General features: G+C 69.9%; 14 protein-coding genes. 5 read left to right on the top strand and 9 right to left on the bottom strand.

Translation table 11 applies throughout. The annotated features are described in order from the left end of the window. Position 1: 1 nt before the first annotated feature. Positions 2 to 988, bottom strand: a complete 987-nt coding sequence (locus FB453_RS32300) for a helix-turn-helix domain-containing protein (protein ID WP_145796342.1) — start codon at positions 986 to 988, stop codon at positions 2 to 4. 77 nt (positions 989 to 1,065) lie between these two features. Here FB453_RS32300 and FB453_RS32295 point away from each other — a divergent pair, with 77 nt between their 5' ends. Both FB453_RS32295 and leuA read left to right on the top strand, forming a co-directional pair. Then, positions 1,066 to 2,337, top strand: coding sequence for an MFS transporter (locus tag FB453_RS32295; protein WP_145796340.1), 1,272 nt, complete (start codon positions 1,066 to 1,068; stop codon positions 2,335 to 2,337). 237 nt (positions 2,338 to 2,574) lie between these two features. Further along, on the top strand, positions 2,575 to 4,326 hold the full coding sequence (gene leuA / locus FB453_RS32290; RefSeq protein WP_145796339.1) for a 2-isopropylmalate synthase: 1,752 nt from the start codon (positions 2,575 to 2,577) through the stop codon (positions 4,324 to 4,326). Between the two features lie 29 nt (positions 4,327 to 4,355). On the opposite strand, the gene FB453_RS32285 is transcribed toward leuA, so the two are convergent. Next, a complete protein-coding gene (locus FB453_RS32285) occupies positions 4,356 to 5,849 on the bottom strand; it encodes an MFS transporter (protein ID WP_145796337.1) in 1,494 nt (497 codons plus the stop codon). Between the two features lie 107 nt (positions 5,850 to 5,956). On the opposite strand from FB453_RS32285, the gene FB453_RS32280 reads away from it, so the two are divergent. After that, entirely contained in the window at positions 5,957 to 6,613 is a 657-nt protein-coding gene (locus FB453_RS32280; protein ID WP_145796335.1) for an HNH endonuclease family protein, read from the top strand. Further along, positions 6,589 to 6,978: a hypothetical protein gene (locus FB453_RS32275; RefSeq protein ID WP_145796367.1), complete on the top strand. Its 390-nt coding sequence runs from the start codon at positions 6,589 to 6,591 to the stop codon at positions 6,976 to 6,978. The genes FB453_RS32280 and FB453_RS32275 overlap by 25 nt, the downstream gene beginning before the upstream one ends. 24 nt (positions 6,979 to 7,002) lie before the next feature. Here FB453_RS32275 and FB453_RS32270 read toward each other — a convergent pair whose 3' ends face one another. The 7 genes from FB453_RS32270 to FB453_RS32240 all read right to left on the bottom strand — a co-directional run bounded on the left by FB453_RS32270 (position 7,003) and on the right by FB453_RS32240 (position 14,122). Continuing rightward, positions 7,003 to 8,106 (bottom strand): oligopeptide/dipeptide ABC transporter ATP-binding protein, encoded by a 1,104-nt coding sequence (locus FB453_RS32270; protein WP_145796333.1) that lies wholly within the window; start codon positions 8,104 to 8,106, stop codon positions 7,003 to 7,005. After that, on the bottom strand, positions 8,103 to 9,116 hold the full coding sequence (locus FB453_RS32265; protein WP_091403410.1) for an ABC transporter ATP-binding protein: 1,014 nt from the start codon (positions 9,114 to 9,116) through the stop codon (positions 8,103 to 8,105). The genes FB453_RS32270 and FB453_RS32265 overlap by 4 nt, the downstream gene beginning before the upstream one ends. Positions 9,117 to 9,182: 66 nt before the next feature. Continuing rightward, entirely contained in the window at positions 9,183 to 10,145 is a 963-nt protein-coding gene (locus FB453_RS32260) for an ABC transporter permease (RefSeq protein ID WP_091403413.1), read from the bottom strand. After that, positions 10,142 to 11,146, bottom strand: a complete 1,005-nt coding sequence (locus FB453_RS32255) for an ABC transporter permease (RefSeq protein ID WP_088950603.1) — start codon at positions 11,144 to 11,146, stop codon at positions 10,142 to 10,144. Before FB453_RS32255 ends, FB453_RS32260 begins: the two co-directional genes overlap by 4 nt. An 85-nt stretch (positions 11,147 to 11,231) precedes the next feature. Beyond that, positions 11,232 to 12,896 (bottom strand): ABC transporter substrate-binding protein, encoded by a 1,665-nt coding sequence (locus tag FB453_RS32250; protein ID WP_112588588.1) that lies wholly within the window; start codon positions 12,894 to 12,896, stop codon positions 11,232 to 11,234. 315 nt (positions 12,897 to 13,211) lie between these two features. Continuing rightward, complete coding sequence (recR, locus tag FB453_RS32245) at positions 13,212 to 13,805, bottom strand: recombination mediator RecR (RefSeq protein ID WP_091403417.1); 594 nt, start codon at positions 13,803 to 13,805, stop codon at positions 13,212 to 13,214. 8 nt (positions 13,806 to 13,813) lie between these two features. Beyond that, positions 13,814 to 14,122 carry a YbaB/EbfC family nucleoid-associated protein gene (locus FB453_RS32240; RefSeq protein ID WP_007466279.1) on the bottom strand — a complete coding sequence of 103 codons (309 nt, stop codon included), beginning with the start codon at positions 14,120 to 14,122 and terminating at the stop codon, positions 13,814 to 13,816. Positions 14,123 to 14,323: 201 nt separating this feature from the next. Between FB453_RS32240 and FB453_RS32235 the strand changes: the two genes are divergently transcribed. After that, positions 14,324 to 14,995 (top strand): DUF998 domain-containing protein, encoded by a 672-nt coding sequence (locus FB453_RS32235; RefSeq protein WP_145796330.1) that lies wholly within the window; start codon positions 14,324 to 14,326, stop codon positions 14,993 to 14,995. Position 14,996 lies beyond the last annotated feature (1 nt).

Genomic DNA, 14,996 nt, shown 5'->3' with positions numbered 1-14,996 from the left:
CTCACCCGCCGCGGCTGGCCCGTACGAGGACCGCCGCGGCATCGGTGTTGCGATAGCGCACGTGCCGACCCTCGCGGGACCGGGACACCAGGCCTGCGCCGTGCAGCGCGGCCAGGTGCTGGGAGACGTTTCCAGCGGACATCCCGGTGAGTCGGGCCAGGTCGGTGGTGGTCAGCGCCGTCTCGAGCAGGTACAGCAGCGCGGTCCGGCCCGGCCCGATCACCCGCGCCAGTGGGTCGCCGGACGGCGGCGCGGCCGCCTCCCAGAGCGTCCCGACGGCACGGACCGGGTACGCGCCGGCCGGCAGCGAATCCTCCAGCAGGTTCCACAGCACGTGCTGCTCGGTGAACACCGTCGGGTTCAGCGCCAGCCCACGACCGCGGAGGTCGAAGTCCCGCTCGAACGTGTCGTCGCTGATCACCCGGTCGCCGTGCCAGCGCAGACTCGGGTGGAGCTGCTCGAAGAACCGACCGGCGCCGCTCTCGGCGAGCTGCGCGGCCCGGTACGCCACGTCGGCGTCGAGCAGCGCCCGCATCCGCGGCCAGTCCGGGGCGATCGCCTCGTCGTGCCAGACCCGCACCGCGTCGACGACCTGCGGCAGCAGCCCGCCGGGGTCGGCGAGCAGCGCCCGCCCGAACGGGCTCAACGGTTTCCGCCAGGTGGTCGACAGCAGGTCCTGGACCACCACGGCCGGCGGCGTCGCGGCGATCTGGTCGAGCTGCTCGGCCATCTCCACGTTCGGTCGGGCCGCCGGGGTGAGGAAGTCGGGCAGCCAGCGACCCGGCACGACCAACCCCACCAGAGGTCGGACCCGGTCGGCCACCTCGGGACGACGCAACTTCACCCGGGCCCGGTCGATCCAGGGCAGGTGCACCGCGTAGCGGATCGGGTTGGCCACCGCCCACATGCTCATGACCGTCTCGTTGGCCGGTGACACGGCGAGCCGTACTCCCGCCACGTCGGCCAGGCTGAACCGCAACTCGGACACACGCCCCCCAGGAACAGGATTCGGTCCAGCCTAAAAGACTCGACCGGACCGATGGGGGCCCGCTTCACTCCCCGGACATGGGGACCAGAGAAACCATCCGCACCGCCGTTCGAGACGTCGTACCGCCGGCCGGGCTGACCCGCGCCCTGGCCGTGCAGGCCATGGTCTACGCCGTCGGCAGCGGCCTGTTCCACGCCGGCAGCGCCGTCTTCTTCACTCGCGCGCTCGGGCTCAGCGCCGCCCAGGTCGGGTTGGGGCTGTCCGTCGCGGCGGGGGTGTCGCTGCTGGGCACGGTGCCGCTGGGTGGGCTCACCGACCGGTACGGGCCGCAGCGGGTCTGGGTGGTGGGGCTGGTGCTCAACGCGGCGCTGTTCGCGACCTACCCGTTCGTGGGCGGCTTCGCGGGGTTCCTCGCCGTGGTGGTGGCGCTGGCCGCCGTGGACGCCGCTGTCGGCGTGGCCCGACAGGTCTACTCGATCAACGCGCTTCCGCCGGCCGAACGGGTCACGGCGATGGCGTACCAGCGCTCGTCGCTGAACGTCGGCTTCGGGCTCGGCGCGGTGATCAGCGGCCTGGTGCTGGCGGTGGACACGATCACCGCGTACCGGGGGATGGTCTGGTTCATCTCGACGGTCTTCCTCGTGACGGCCCTCTTCGTGCGGCGCCTGCCCCGGCTGCCGCAGGTGGCCCGACCGGCGGAGCCGATGAGTCGGCTCGCCGTGCTGCGGGACCGGCCGTTCATGGCGGTGTCCCTGGTGTCCGGGCTGCTCACCGCGCACGGGGTGCTCTACCTGACGGTCATGCCGCTGTGGATCCTCACCCACACCGACGCCCCGAAGACGATGATCGCCGGGCTGGTGCTGCTCAACACGATCCTGATCGTGCTGCTCCAGGTGCGTGTCAGCCGGGGTGCGGACACCGCAGCCGGCGCGGCCCGGGCCTCCCGCCGGGGCGGCCTGCTGATCGCCCTGTTCTGCCTGGTCCTGCCGATCTCCGGGGTCACCCGGGGCCTGCTGACCGTCGTGGTGCTGGTGGCCGCCGCCATGCTGCTGATCCTGGCCGAGCTGATCGAGTCGGCGGGCAGCTGGGGGCTCACCGCCACCCTTCCGCCGGCCGACCAGCGCGGTGCGTACGTGGGGGCGCTCGGACTCGGCGTGCAGGTCCAGTACCTGATCGCGCCGGCGGGGCTGACCGCGCTCGGGGTGACCACCGGCGGGTGGGGCTGGTTACCGACGGCAGCGATCTTCGTGCTGGTAGCGGCGGCGATCGTGCCCGCGGTGGCCTGGGCGCAACGGACGCCGAGGCTGGGTGCCGAGGCCGCAGAGCCGGCCATGACCCCGGTCCCATAGTCCGGACCTGTCTTTCCACCCCCCGTTCCATCACGTAGGGTGACCTGGACATGTGGCAGGCGCTTCTTCTCCTTAGCCGCCGCGACGAGGCCTGACCGGCCGGCACCTCGTCGCGGAGTCGCATCGCGCCGTCCAGCACATCCGAACTTCTTCTCGGCACCGCCGCGCACCGTCGCCCGGCATTTCGCCGACACCTTCCGATCTGCTGACGCCACATGTTCCAGGGAGCACTCTGAGATGGCTCAACCTGTCACCGACGCTGAGACCGATCCGATCGCCCGGCAACGCCCGAGCCGGATGCCGTACCACCGCTACCAGCCGTACCAGGAGCAGTTCCGGGTCGAACTGCCCGACCGCACCTGGCCCACCCGCGCCGTCGAGGCCGCCCCCCGCTGGTGCGCCGTGGATCTCCGCGACGGCAACCAGGCCCTGATCGACCCGATGTCGCCCGAGCGCAAGCGCCGGATGTTCCAGCTGCTGGTCCAGATGGGCTACAAGGAGATCGAGGTCGGCTTCCCCTCGGCCAGCCAGACCGACTTCGACTTCGTCCGGCAGCTCATCGAAGACGACATGATTCCGGACGACGTCACCATCCAGGTGCTCACGCAGTGCCGGGAGCACCTGATCGACCGGACGTTCGAGTCGCTGCGCGGCGCGAAGCGGGCCATCGTGCACTTCTACAACTCGACCTCCACCCTTCAGCGGCGGGTGGTCTTCGGTCTGGATCGGGACGGCATCGCCGACATCGCCACCACCGGGGCGCGGCTCTGCCAGAAGTACGCGGAGATCCACACCCCGGACACGGAGATCTTCTACGAGTACTCGCCGGAGTCGTACACGGGCACCGAGCTGGAGTACGCGCTGGAGGTCTGCTCCCGGGTGATCGACGTGATCGATCCGACCCCGGACCGGCCGCTGATCATCAACCTGCCGGCCACCGTCGAGATGGCCACCCCCAACGTGTACGCCGACTCGATCGAGTGGATGCACCGGCACCTGCCGCGCCGGGACAGCGTGGTGCTGAGCCTGCACCCGCACAACGACCGGGGCACCGGCGTGGCCGCCGCCGAGCTGGGCCTGCTCGCCGGCGCGGACCGCATCGAGGGCTGCCTGTTCGGCAACGGCGAACGCACCGGCAACGTCGACCTGGTGACCCTGGGGCTCAACATCTTCTCCCAGGGCATCGACCCGATGATCGACTTCTCGAACATCGACGAGATCCGACGAGCCGTCGAGTACTGCAACCAACTGCCGGTGCACGAGCGCCACCCGTACGCGGGCGACCTGGTCTACACCGCCTTCTCCGGTTCCCACCAGGACGCGATCAAGAAGGGCTTCGACGCCCTCGCCGCCGACGCGAAGGCGGCCGGCGTACCGATGGACGAGCACACCTGGGCGGTGCCGTACCTGCCGATCGACCCGAAGGACCTGGGCCGCACCTACGAGGCGGTCATCCGGGTCAACTCGCAGTCCGGCAAGGGCGGCGTCGCGTACATCATGAAGAGCGAGCACCAACTGGACCTGCCGCGCCGGCTCCAGATCGAGTTCTCCGGGGTGGTGCAGCAGGTCACCGATCACGACGGCGGCGAGGTCGACCCGGCCGCCATGTGGGAGATCTTCGCGACGCACTACCTGCTCGACCACCAGCCCGACCCGACGGTCCGGTTGGCCGGCTACACGATCGGCACGGTGGACGGCAAGGTCGAGATCGAGGCCCAGGTCGGTGTGGGCGGCGAACAGCGCTCGCTCGCCGCGGTCGGCAACGGCCCGATCGACGCGTACGTCAACGCGCTCCAGTCGGTCGGGGTGGGCGTACGGGTGCTCGACTACCACGAGCACGCGCTCTCCTCCGGTGGTGACGCGCAGGCCGCCGCGTACGTGGAGTGTGAGGTGGACGGCAGGACGGTCTGGGGTGTCGGCACCGACGCCAACATCGTCACGGCGTCGATCAAGGCGGTCACCAGCGCCGTCAACCGCGCCCGCCGCTGACCTGGGCGCGACACCCTCGAAGTGGCTTCCTACTTCGGGGGTGTCGCGGCGGGCAGTGAATGGCAGGGCTGGGACGGCGGGGCTTTCCGGGGCGGTCGGTGGACCAGCACCAGGGCCAGCAGCGCGCCGGCCACGAGCAGCCCGGCACACCACTCCATCGCAGCCCGGAACGCGTCGGTCAGCTCGGCCTTCTGCTCGTAGCCGCCGCCGGAGAGCCCGACGAGCAGCGGCAGCGCCGCCACCGCGAGCAGGCCGCCGGCGCGGGACGCGGCGTTGTTGAACCCGCTGGCCACACCGGAGAACCGGTCCTGCACGGCGGCCAGCACCGACGCGGTCAGCGGTGCCACCACCAGGGTCAACCCGATGCCGAAGAGCAGCACCCCGGGCAGCACGTCCCGCCAGTACGACGCGCCCGGTCCGACGCCGCGCAGCAGCAGCAGGCCGACCGCGGCTACCACCGGTCCGATTGCCAGCGGCAGCCGTGGGCCGATCCGGGCCGACAGCGCACCGGCGCGCGCGGAGCCGACCAACAGCAGCACTGTCATCGGCAGCAACGCGATGCCGGTGCGGAAGGCCGACCAGCCGACCACGTTCTGCAGGTAGACGGCGAAGAAGAAGGTGAAGCCGCCGAGTGCTGCGTAGACGACGACTGTGAAGAGGTTCAGCACCGAGAAGAGTCGGCTGCTGAACAGCCCGGTGGGCAGCATCGCGGCGTCGCCACGCCGCCGTTCCAGCAGGACGAAGGCCACTGCGGAGAGCACCCCGACCACGGCTGCGATCAGCACCTCGGCGGAGTCGAACCCGCGAGCCGGCGCGTCGATCAGGGCGTAGGTGACGCCGGCGAGCGCGAGCGCTCCGAGCAGGGCTCCGGCGACGTCGAACCGCCGTCGGGCCCGACCCCGTCCCTCGGTGCGGGAGGCGCTCTCGTCCCGGCTCTCCGGCACCCAGCGCAGGGCGGCGAGCAGCACCAGCACGGCGATCGGCAGGTTGAGGAAGAAGATCCAGCGCCAGGAGAGCGCGTCGATCAGCCAGCCCCCGATGAACGGGCCCAGCGCTGTGGACACCCCGGACAGCCCGGCCCAGGCGCCGATCGCCCGGCCCCGGTCGTCCGGATGGAAGCTCGCCTGGAGCACCGACAGCGACCCGGGTGTGAGCAGCGCGCCACCGGCGCCCTGGAGGAACCGGGCCGCGATCAGCATGCCGGTGTCCTGTGCCAGCCCGCAGAGCACGGAGGCGGCGGTGAACCAGACCACGCCGATGAGGAAGACGCGTCGTCGGCCGAAGCGGTCGCCGAGCGCGCCGCCGAGCAGCACGAACGCCGCCAGCATCAGCAGATAGCCGTTGATGGTCCACTGGAGATCGGCCACGTTCGCGCCGAGGTCCTGCCCGAGTTTCGGCAGCGCCACGTTGACGACGGTGCTGTCGAGGAAGACCATGCCAGAGGCGAGTACGGCGGCGAGCAGCGTGCCCCGGCCGGCGGTGGTGCCCATCCGGAGGGCGGTCGCCGGTACGGGTGCGGTCATCCCACCAATCTGCCTTGCATCATGTGGGAGACGCCACGAAACGCCGAAACCATGCCCGGGTACTGTGCGCAATCGCCGGGAGCCCCCAAGCTGGAGAGGTGTCGTCTGTGCGTACCAGATCAGGACCGCGAGCGGCGGTGGCCGCGCTCACCGCGGCGCTGGCGCTCGGCGTGGCCGGTTGCGTCCCGCAGGATGAGCCGACCACACCGCCGTCGAGCGACGGCGGCAACGCCGCGGAGCAGTTGAGTCAGCTCACCGTCGCTACCGCCGGCTCGATGAAGGGCTACAGCCGGGAGCGTTTCCCGCACTGGCGGGACACCGGCAAGAACTGCGATATCCGGGACAGCATCCTCCAGCGCGACGGCAAGGACGTGAAGCTCTCCGGCTGCAACGTGGTCGGTGGGCGCTGGGAGAGCGTGTACGACGGTCGCAGCTTCTCGGATCCCTCCGACGTGGACATCGACCACATGGTGCCGTTGGCCAACGCGTGGCGCTCGGGTGCCGACGAGTGGGACAACGCGAAGCGCGGGGATTTCGCCAACGACACCACCCGTCCGCAGCTCTTCGCGGTTTCCGCCTCGTCGAACCGGGCAAAGGGTGACCAGGACCCGTCGCAGTGGAAGCCGGCAAACCGGTCTTACTGGTGCAAATACGCCCAGGACTGGGTGGCGGTCAAGCACTACTGGCGGCTGACGGTGACCACCGCCGAGAAGGCCGCCCTGACCGACATGTTGGAGGGCTGTTCAGTGGGGAGCGATTCGTGAGCGCCGCCGGGGAGAGCGGTCCGTCCGCCGCCGGCATGACCGCCGACGGCACCGCCGAGACCCCCGCCGCCGTGCCGGGTGCCGGCATGGTCGCGGATTCGGGCGGGGCGGCCGGCCCGCAGGCCCGCACCACCGACATCGTGCCCGGCCCCGGCGGCGTGATGACCGACGAGGTCGGCGTCGTCACCGGTGACCTGACGCTGCGCACCGAGTACGCGGACGGCAAGGTCACAGTGCGGGTGCAGTACAAGGACGCGGACGAGTGGTACGCGGTGACCGGCACGTCGGTCACGCTGGCCGACCCGGCTGGGCTGGACGCGGTGCACGGCGTCGCCGTGGGGCTGCTGAACCGCCCCGAGGGCTGACGAGCGCCGGCACCGCGTCCAGTCTCAGACGTACGAGCCGGGCTCGGTGGGCGCGGAGACCACGCCCGGCGCGTCCCCCTCGCCCTCGGGTCGGACGATCTGCGCGCTGACCCCGTGCGGGCGCAGTTCGCCGCTGGCGATCTGCTCGGCCCAGTGGCAGGCCACCCGGCTGACGCCGATGTCCCGCAGCACCGGTCGCTCGTCGGCGCAGCGGGTGGGCTGCGCCCACGGGCAGCGGGTGTGGAAGCGGCAGCCGGACGGCGGGTTGGCCGGGGACGGCAGGTCACCGGCGAGCAGGATCCGCTCCCGGCGGTCCTCCACGTCCGGGTCCGGCACCGGCACCGCCGACATCAGCGCCCGGGTGTACGGGTGCAGCGGCTCGGTGTAGAGCCGGTCGCTCGGCGCCTCCTCGACCAGCGCGCCCAGGTACATGACGCCGACCGTGTCGGAGATGTGCCGCACCACCGCGAGGTCGTGCGCGATCACCAGGTAGGTCAGCCCCAGGCTGTCCTGGAGTTCGTCCAGCAGGTTGACCACCTGGGCCTGGATCGACACGTCGAGCGCCGAGACCGGCTCGTCGGCGACGATCAGCTCCGGCCCGAGCACCAGCGCGCGGGCGATGCCGATGCGCTGCCGCTGCCCGCCGGAGAACTCGTGCGGGTAGCGGGACAGCGCCCAGCGCGGCAGCCCGACCGCGTCCAGCGTCTCGCCGATGATCCGTCGACGGTCGGTGCGGTCGGTGCCGATCCCGTGGGTCTGCAGGCCCTCGGTCAGGATCGATTCGACGTTCTGCCGGGGGTCGAGGCTGGACATCGGGTCCTGGAAGATCATCTGCATCCGGCGACGCATGCTGCGCAGCTTGCCGGGCGGCAGCGTCGTCAGCTCGACGCCGTCGAAGCTGACCTCACCGGCGGTCGGCGGGGTGAGCTGGAGCAGCGCCCGGCCCAACGTGGACTTGCCGCAGCCGGACTCACCCACCAGGCCGTACGTCTTGCCCCGCGCGATGCTCAGGTCGACCCCGTCGACGGCCTTCACCTGGCCGACCACCCGGTCGAAGAGCACCCCCCGTTTGATCGGGAAGTGCACCTTCAGGTCGCGCACCTCGACGAGGACGTCGTTCTCGCTCACGCTGATTCCTCCTCGCGCGGGGCGGGCACCATGCCCGGCAGCGGCTCCGGGTTGACGCACCGGTAGCTCCGTCCGTCGTGCGCGTGCACCAGCTCCGGCGGCTCACCCACACACTCGTCGATCCGACGGGCGCAGCGCGGGGCGAAGGCGCATCCGTCCGGCCAGGGCAGCAGGTCGCGGACCGAACCGGGGATCGGGTTGAGCTTCTCGCCCCGCCCGGCGTCAAGGCGCGGCACCGAGCCGAGCAGACCCACTGTGTACGGGTGACGCGGCTGGCGGAACAGCGGACGACGGCGGGCCGTCTCCACCACCCGGCCGCCGTAGAGCACGTTGACGGTATCGACCATGCCGGCCACCACACCGAGATCGTGCGTGATCATCAACAGTGCGGTGCCGGAGTCCCGGACCAGTTCCTTGAGCAGCTCCAGTATCTGGGCCTGGATGGTGACGTCCAGCGCGGTGGTCGGCTCGTCGGCGATCAGCAGCCGAGGCTGGCAGGCCACCGCCATCGCGATGAGCGCACGCTGGCGCATCCCACCGGAGAGCTGGTGCGGATACTCCTTGAGCCGCCGCTTCGGGTCGGGGATGCCGACCCGGTCCAGCAGCGCCGCCGCCTCCTTCGCCGCGGTCTCGCCCTTCATCCCCCGGTGCCGGGCGAGCACCTCGGTCACCTGCAACCCGATCGGGATCACCGGGTTCAACGAGGAGAGCGGGTCCTGGAAGATCATCGCGATGTCCCGGCCCCGGATGTCCCGCCGCGACCGGTCGTCGAGCTGGAGCAGGTCCGTGCCGTCGAAGACGGCCTTGCCGCCGACCCGCAGGCCGGGCTGCTTGGGCAGCAGACCCATGATCGCGAGCGAGGTGACGCTCTTGCCACAGCCGGACTCGCCGACCAGGCCGACCACCTCACCGGCGTCGACCGAGAAGGACACCCCGTCGACCGCGTGCACGGCCCGCTGGCCGCGGCGCGCGAACGTGACGGAGAGATCTTCAACTTCGAGCAGTGCCATTACTGGCCCTCCGTTCGCGACTGCGGGGCTCGCAAGCTCACTCCTCGCGCTTCACACATGCCGGGCCTACTTCCGCAGCTTCGGGTCGAGGGCCTCACGCATCGCCTCACCCAGCAGGGTGAAGCCGAGCGCGGTGATGATGATCGCGACGGCCGGGTAGATCGCCAGTGACGGCCGGATGCCGAGGTACTGCTGCGCGTCGGCGAGCATGACCCCCCACTCCGGTACGGCGGTGTCCGGGTTGCCGAGGCCGAGGAAGGAGAGCGCCGCGGCCTCGATGATCGCGGTGGCCAGGGTCAGCGTGGCCTGCACGATCACCGGGGCGAGCGAGTTCGGCACCACGTGGGTCAGCGCGATCTTCGACTTCTTGACGCCGAGCGAGGTCGCCGCCAGCACGTAGTCGCTGTTGGCCTGGGAGATCATCGAGCCGCGCAGCAGCCGGGCGAAGACCGGCACCGAGACCACGCCGACCGCGATCATCACGGTGGTCAGGCTGGCCCCGAGCAGGGCGGCGATGCTCACCGCCAGCAGCAGGCTCGGCATCGCCAGCAGCATGTCGATGAAGCGCATCAGGGTGGTGTCGATCCACCGCCCCCACCGGCCACCGAGGCCGGCCGCAGCACCGGAGACGCCACCGATCAGTGCGCCGATCGCCAGACCGATCAGGGTGGAGACCACGCCGACCAGCAGGGTCTGCCGGGCACCCACGATCATCCGGCTGAACTCGTCACGGCCCTGATGGTCGTAGCCGAACCAGTGGTCGCCGTTCGGGCCGGGGATGACACCGGGCTTGATCAGCCCTTCCCGAATGCCGATCGTGTCCGTCGCCGCGTACGGCACGAGGAACGGGCCGACCACCGCGACCAGTACGAAGAGCGCCAGGATGACGGCGCCGACGATCGCGGCCGGGTTGCCGCGCAGCCGGCGGAACGCCTCCTGCCAGAGGCTGACGCCGCGTTCGTCGTCACGGGCGGCCAACTCGGAGAGCCGGTCGATCTTCTCGCGCTTCTTGCCTGGGCTGAGCGTCATCGCACCCTCACCCTCGGGTCGATGAAGCTGTAGGAGAGATCGACCAGGAGGTTCACCAGCACGTACACCACCGCGATGATCAGAATGAAGCCCATCAGCACCGGATAGTCGCGCTGGCCGATGGCCTCGGCGACGAACGCTCCAATGCCACTGAAGGCGAAGACGGTCTCGGTCAGCACCGCGCCGGAGAGCAGGCCGCCCGCGAGCAGACCGATCGAGGTGGCGACCGGCAGCATCGCGTTGCGCAGTACGTGCCGGCGACGGACCGTCTGCTCGGTCAGGCCCTTCGCCTCGGCGGTGCGGACGAAGTCCTCGTTGAGCACCTCCAGCACGCTCGCCCGGGTGATCCGGACGATGATCGCCAGCGGGATGCTGGCCAGCGCGATGGCGGGCAGCACCAGATGCCAGAGCGCGTCGGCGGCGGCGTCCCACTCGCGGGTCATCAGGCCATCGAGGACGAAGAAGTTGGTGACCCGGGTCGCCTCAAGCGTCGGGTCCTGCCGGCCGCTGGACGGGAACCAGTGCAGGTTCTCCGAGAAGATCGCCTTGAGCACGTAGCCCAGGAAGAAGACCGGGATGCAGATGCCGATCAGCGAACCGCCCACTGACGCGTGGTCCAGGAAACGGCCGCGACGGCGGGCGGCCAGGTAGCCCAGCGGGATGCCGATGCCGATCGCGATGATCATCGCGGTGATGGTCAGCTCGACGGTGCCGGGGAAGCGCTCGATGAACTCCGTGGTGACCGCCCGCTTGGTGGAGGTCGAGGTGCCCAGGTCGAGCTTGATCATCCGCCGGACGAACCGGCCGTACTGCACCAGGATGGGCTCGTCGAGCCCCATGTTGCGGCGGATGGCGGCACGCATCTCGGGCGTGCCGCGCTCGCCGAGGATGGCGGTCTCGGGGCCGCCGGGGAGCCGGCGGAGCCAGATGAAGAGCAGAAGGGAGAGCCCGAACAGCGTGGGTATCAGCTGAAGCAGGCGCCTGACGATGAACCGGAACACGGCGGCCTCGAAGGGGTGCGGAGGGTTGCGGGCGGGCGCTGTGCGACAGCGCCCGCCCGCGTTCCTTGCTGCGTCAGATCAGGACTTACTTGAACTCGGCGGTCGCGAAGCGCTCGTCGGTGAGCGGGCTCGCCTTGACGCCGGTCACGTCCTTGCCGAACACGATCGCCGGCGGCGAGTGCGAGATCGGCACACCGGGCAGGAACTCCATCACGGACTTGTTCAGGGCCTTGTACTTCTCGGTCCGGGCCGCGATGTCCGCGGTGGTGTCCGCGTCCTTGAACTGGTCGAACAGGGCCTTGTTGTTGAAGCCCCACTCGTCCTTCGGCCGGTCGAAGAAGGTGCCGATGAAGTTGTAGGCGTCGCCGTAGTCACCGGTCCAGCCCAGGAAGTGGATGTCGTGCTTGCTACCCGAGGTGGTGGCGTTCAGGTAGTCCGGGCTCCACTTCAGCGGGATCGCCTCGACGGTGATGCCAACGGCCTTCAGGTCCGCCGACAGCAACTCGAAGATGTCCTTCGGGTTCGGCATGTACGGCCGGGTGACCTCGGTCGGGTAGTGGAACTTCAGCGTCAGGTTCGACGCGCCGGCCTCGGCCAGCAGCGCCTTCGCCTTGGCCGGGTCGTAGGTGTACTTCGTGACGTCACCGTTCCAGCCCTCGACGGTGTCCGGCATGAAGTTGTCGGCGACCTTGGCACCCGGCGGCAGCTTGGAGGTGACCAGCTGCTGACGGTTCAGGGCGTACGCGATGGCCTGCCGGACGCGGATGTCGGCGAGCTTCGGGTTGCCCTTCTGGTTCATGGCCAGGTAGAGCACGTTGAACGCCGGGCGCGTGAGCATGTTGAAGCCCTCGCTCTTCAGCGGCTCGACGTCGGCCGGGCCAACCAGGTCGTAGCCCTGGATGTCGCCGGAGCGGAGCGCCTGCTTGCGGGCGTTCTCGTCCGAAATCGTCTTGAAGATGAGGGTCTTCAGCTTGGCCTTGGCGCCCGAGTAGTCCTCGTTGCGCTCCAGGGTCAGCGTCTTGTTGGCGACGTCCCAGGTCTTGAACTTGAACGGGCCGGTGCCGGTCGGGTGCGCCGTCGCGTACGCCGGGTACTTGATGTCCTCGGCGGTGCCCGCGACGTTGCTCGCGTCGAACTCCTGCAGCGCCTTCGGGCTGTGGATGGAGAACGAGGGGAGCATCAGCGCGGCCGGGATCTTGCTGGAAACCCGGGTGAACGCCAGGTCCACAGTGGTCGCGTCCTTGGCGGCGCACGACTTGAAGAGGCTCGCGGGCAGGTCTTCGCTCTCGTTCTTCGCGAAGCCACCCATGACGTCCTGCCAGTACGCGGTCACGTCCGGGCTCTGCATGAGGCCCTTGGCGTTGTACCAGCGGTTGAAGTTGACGCAGACGGCCTCGGCGTTGAAGTCGGTGCCGTCGTGGAACTTCACGCCCGAGCGGAGCTTGAAGGTCCAGGTGGTGCCGGCGGCGTCCGGGGTCCAGGACTCGGCCAGGCCGGGGGTGACCTTCGTGCCACCCTCCTCCGGTCGGACCAGGGTCTCGAAGACCTGACGCGCGACGCGCAGCGACTCACCATCGCTGGCGAAGCTCGGGTCGAGCACCTTCGGGTCTCCGGCGACGCCGAAGACGAGGGTGTCCTTCTTGCTACCACCGGATTTGTCGTCGTCGCGGTTGCTCTCGGCGCAGCCTGCTACCGCGAGGGCCGCGACCGCGATGGCCGCGATCGCGACCTTCGGCCTGGGTGCACGCATGTGTGCTTCACCTCGTCCTTGGGGGTACGGACAACGTGGTGACAGGGGTCACCGATGGCGGTGACCATAGCTCCCGATGCGTCCACCCGGAAACCGCTGAGTGGACGGTTGGTATCGGATCGTGCCTCAACCGCCGCTTGACATTCGATTCTTAGGTAAACAGCGGCAAAAACCGATCAATCAGCACCCGCGATGCCAAACTGTTACGTCGAACAGCCCCGATGAGGGCACAGGTGTCAGATCATTTCCGGGCAGAGACGCAGCGGTGGCCGGCACCCACACGGGGTGCCGGCCACCGGCCGTTCGTCAGGGGGATCAGACCGCGCGGCGCCCCTCGAAGGCCCGACCAAGGGTGATCTCGTCGGCGTACTCCAGATCGCCACCGACCGGCAGCCCGCTGGCCAGCCGGGTCACCGAGATGCCCATCGGCTTCACCATCAACGCCAGGTAGGTGGCGGTCGCCTCGCCCTCGGTGTTCGGATCCGTGGCCAGGATCAACTCCCGTACCCCGCCGCCACCGAGCCGGATCATCAGCTCCCGGATGCGCAGATTGTCCGGGCCGATCCCCTCCAGCGGATTGATCGCGCCACCCAGCACGTGGTAGCGACCGCGGAACTCACCCGTCCGCTCGATGGCCACCACGTCCTTGGGCTCCTCGACCACGCACAGCACCTCGTCGGTGCGACGCTGGTCGCGGCAGATCCGGCACTGCTCGGACTCGGCCACGTTGTAGCAGGTCGTGCAGAACCGCACCAGCTCCTTGACCTTGCGCAGCGCGCCGGCCAGCCGGTTGACGTCGGCCGGATCCGCCGAGAGGACGTGGAACGCGATCCGCTGAGCGCTCTTCGGACCCACGCCCGGCAGCCGACCCAGCTCGTCGATCAGATCCTGGATGGCACCTTCGTACATCTGCCGGCTCAGAAACCGGGCAGGCCGAGGCCGCCCATGCCGCCGGCGACCGGGCCCATCTTGCGCTCGGTCAACTCCCGGGCCGCCTCGGCGGCGTTGTGCACGGCCGCGACGACCAGATCTTCCAGCGTCTCCACGTCGTCCGGGTCGACGGCCTTCGGGTCGATCTTGATGGCCTTCAGCTCACCGGAGCCGGAGACGGTCGCGGTGACCAGCCCGCCGCCGGCGGTGCCGGTCAGCTCGGCCTCGGCCAGCTCGGCCTGGGCGGCGGCGATCTGCTGCTGCATCTTCTGCGCCTGCTTCAGCATCTGCTGCATGTTCGGCTGTCCACCTGGGCGCACGGGATGGCTCCTTCTCGCACTCGTCTGCTCGACCGCCGCTCAGCCTATCCGCTGGGACCGACCTCGCCCCGCCCGGTGCGTCCGCCCACGCCGAGCCTTCGGGTACGGCTACCCCTACCCCGAACCGGCCATCTGCTGGTAGTGCGCCCACAGCCGTCGCACTGGTCTGCTCGTGGCATGAACCTCAACCGCACCGGCCGGCTCGGCGCACTGTGCTGGCTCGCGGCCGCACCCATCTTCCTCGTCGCCAGCCTGATCACCGGGCTGCGGTGGCGCGAGCCCGCCTACAGCTGGGCCACCCACAACATCAGCGACCTTGGCAACGCCCACTGCGGCATCTGGGACACGACCCGCCCCCGCTACGTCTGCTCACCGTGGCACCCACTGATGAACACCGCGACACTGGCCACCGCCGTCCTGCTCGCCGCCGGGCTCCTGCTGACCTGGCGGATCCTCGGTCACGGCCCGGTGGTGCGCACGGCACAGACACTCCTGCTGCTGGCCACCGGCGGATACGCCCTCGTGGCCCTCCACCCGGCCGACATCGACGAGAACCTGCACGTCCTCGGCGCAGTCCTGATCATGGGGATGGGCAACATCGGCCTGCTCCTCGCCGGCTTCGCGCCACGTACCACGACGCTCGGCCGGTGGCGACGGCTAACCCTCACCGCCGGGCTGATCGCGCTGGCCGGAACAACACTGTTCGCCGCCCAGCAGGGCCTGGCCATCGGGGTAGGCGGCATGGAACGAGTAGCCGTCCTACCCTTCCCCCTCTGGGCCTGCGCCCTGGGTGTCCTGCTCGCCGAGGCCCCTCCCCTGCGCGATCTTGCACTTCCTGCCTCGACATAAG

The organism is Micromonospora sp. CNZ322 (assembly GCF_007827755.1).
Note: the sequence above shows the minus strand (reverse complement) of the source record. Positions and strands in the feature narration are given on the sequence as shown.

Bases quoted from the DNA above. Each gene is read 5' to 3' on its own strand.
- FB453_RS32295 (WP_145796340.1), top strand. From the start codon at position 1,066: ATGGGGACCAGAGAAACCATCCGCACCGCCGTTCGAGACGTCGTACCG.
- leuA (WP_145796339.1), top strand. From the start codon at position 2,575: ATGGCTCAACCTGTCACCGACGCTGAGACCGATCCGATCGCCCGGCAA.
- FB453_RS32285 (WP_145796337.1), bottom strand. From the start codon at position 5,849: ATGACCGCACCCGTACCGGCGACCGCCCTCCGGATGGGCACCACCGCC.
- FB453_RS32265 (WP_091403410.1), bottom strand. From the start codon at position 9,116: ATGGCACTGCTCGAAGTTGAAGATCTCTCCGTCACGTTCGCGCGCCGC.
- FB453_RS32260 (WP_091403413.1), bottom strand. From the start codon at position 10,145: ATGACGCTCAGCCCAGGCAAGAAGCGCGAGAAGATCGACCGGCTCTCC.
- FB453_RS32250 (WP_112588588.1), bottom strand. From the start codon at position 12,896: ATGCGTGCACCCAGGCCGAAGGTCGCGATCGCGGCCATCGCGGTCGCG.
- recR (WP_091403417.1), bottom strand. From the start codon at position 13,805: ATGTACGAAGGTGCCATCCAGGATCTGATCGACGAGCTGGGTCGGCTG.
- FB453_RS32240 (WP_007466279.1), bottom strand. From the start codon at position 14,122: ATGCAGCAGATGCTGAAGCAGGCGCAGAAGATGCAGCAGCAGATCGCC.
- FB453_RS32235 (WP_145796330.1), top strand. From the start codon at position 14,324: ATGAACCTCAACCGCACCGGCCGGCTCGGCGCACTGTGCTGGCTCGCG.